The organism is Acinetobacter sp. C15, from assembly GCF_013420645.1.
Classification (GTDB): domain Bacteria; phylum Pseudomonadota; class Gammaproteobacteria; order Pseudomonadales; family Moraxellaceae; genus Acinetobacter; species Acinetobacter indicus.
Map to the genome: position 1 here is coordinate 1 of NZ_VOXR01000116.1, position 1,577 is coordinate 1,577.

Sequence of the window (1,577 nt, forward strand, 5' to 3'; positions counted from 1 at the left end):
ACTCCTCTGGAGACGTTAGCAATGTTAGATCAAAATACCACAGCCCAATTAAAAGCCTTGTTAGAACGCCTTGAAGGTCCAATCGAATTAGTGGCCACTTTAGATAGCTCTGACAAATCAGACAAAATCAAAGAACTGGTAACTGAAATTGCCGCCCTGTCTGATCAGGTGACTGCACGCTTCGATGGTAACAACAAACGTGCACCAAGCTTTGGTGTCGCCAAAGCCGGTGAGCAACCGCGTGTATTCTTCGCAGGTTTGCCAATGGGCCATGAGTTCACCTCTTTGATTCTGGCATTGTTACAAACTTCGGGCTATGCACCAAAAGTGTCTGATGAAGTGCTGGCTTCTATTAAAGACTTGGGTATCCAATCGGATTTCGATGTATTCGTATCGTTAAGCTGTCACAACTGTCCAGACGTGGTGCAGGCATTGAACCTGATAGCCATCTATAACCCGGGTACTACTGCTACTATGATTGATGGTGCATTCTTCCAGGATGAAGTGGAAGAACGCAAAATCATGGCGGTACCTATGGTATTCCAGGACGGTAACCACATCGGTCAGGGTCGTATGACACTGGAAGAAATCATTGCCAAATTAGACACCAACTCTGCAGCCAAAGAAGCTGAAAAGTTAAATGCCAAAGCGGCCTTTGATGTACTGGTGATTGGTGGTGGACCTGCCGGGAACACTGCAGCGATTTATGCAGCACGTAAAGGCATTAACACCGGTATCGTGGCGGAACGTTTTGGCGGTCAGGTGATGGACACCATGGACATTGAAAACTTCACTTCAATCAAGAAAACCCAAGGTCCAAAATTTGCCGCTGAAATGGAAGCACACGTACGTGAATACGGTGTCGACATCATGAACCTACAACGTGTATCTGACATTAAAGGTGCAGATGAAACAGCCAACGGTTTAGTTGAAGTGACCTTGGAAAACGGTGCCAAGCTGGAATCGAAAACTGTGGTGCTTTCAACCGGTGCACGCTGGAGAGAGATGAATGTCCCAGGTGAAGCAGAATACCGTACCCGTGGTGTGGCTTACTGCCCACACTGTGATGGTCCTTTGTTTAAAGGCAAACGTGTTGCAGTTATTGGTGGGGGTAACTCGGGTGTGGAAGCCGCGATTGACCTGGCGGGTATTGTTGAGCATGTGACGCTGGTGGAATTTGATACCAAGTTACGTGCCGATCAGGTATTGCAAGACAAACTGAACAGCTTGCCAAACACGACTGTCATCAAAAATGCACTTTCAACAGAAGTCGTGGGTGATGGTTCACAAGTGACAGCGCTGAAATATAAAGACCGTGCAACAGATGAAGAGCATACGGTTGAACTGGCAGGGATCTTTGTACAGATCGGTTTATTACCAAATACCGATTTCTTGAAAGAAACCGCAGTTGAGCTGAGCAACCGTGGCGAGATTGTGATTAACGACCGCAACGAAACCAATGTCAAAGGTGTGTTTGCGGCGGGTGACTGTACTACCGTGCCATACAAGCAGATTATTATTGCTACAGGTGAAGGCGCGAAAGCATCCTTATCTGCCTTTGATTACATCATCCGTTC

Annotated in this window: 1 protein-coding gene; it reads left to right on the plus strand. The window is 47.0% G+C overall.

What is annotated here, in order from left to right:
• Positions 1-21: 21 nt before the first annotated feature.
• Positions 22-1,577 (plus strand): alkyl hydroperoxide reductase subunit F (ahpF, locus tag FTT63_RS15380; protein WP_180192477.1); only part of this gene is annotated, 1,556 nt, incomplete at its 3' end.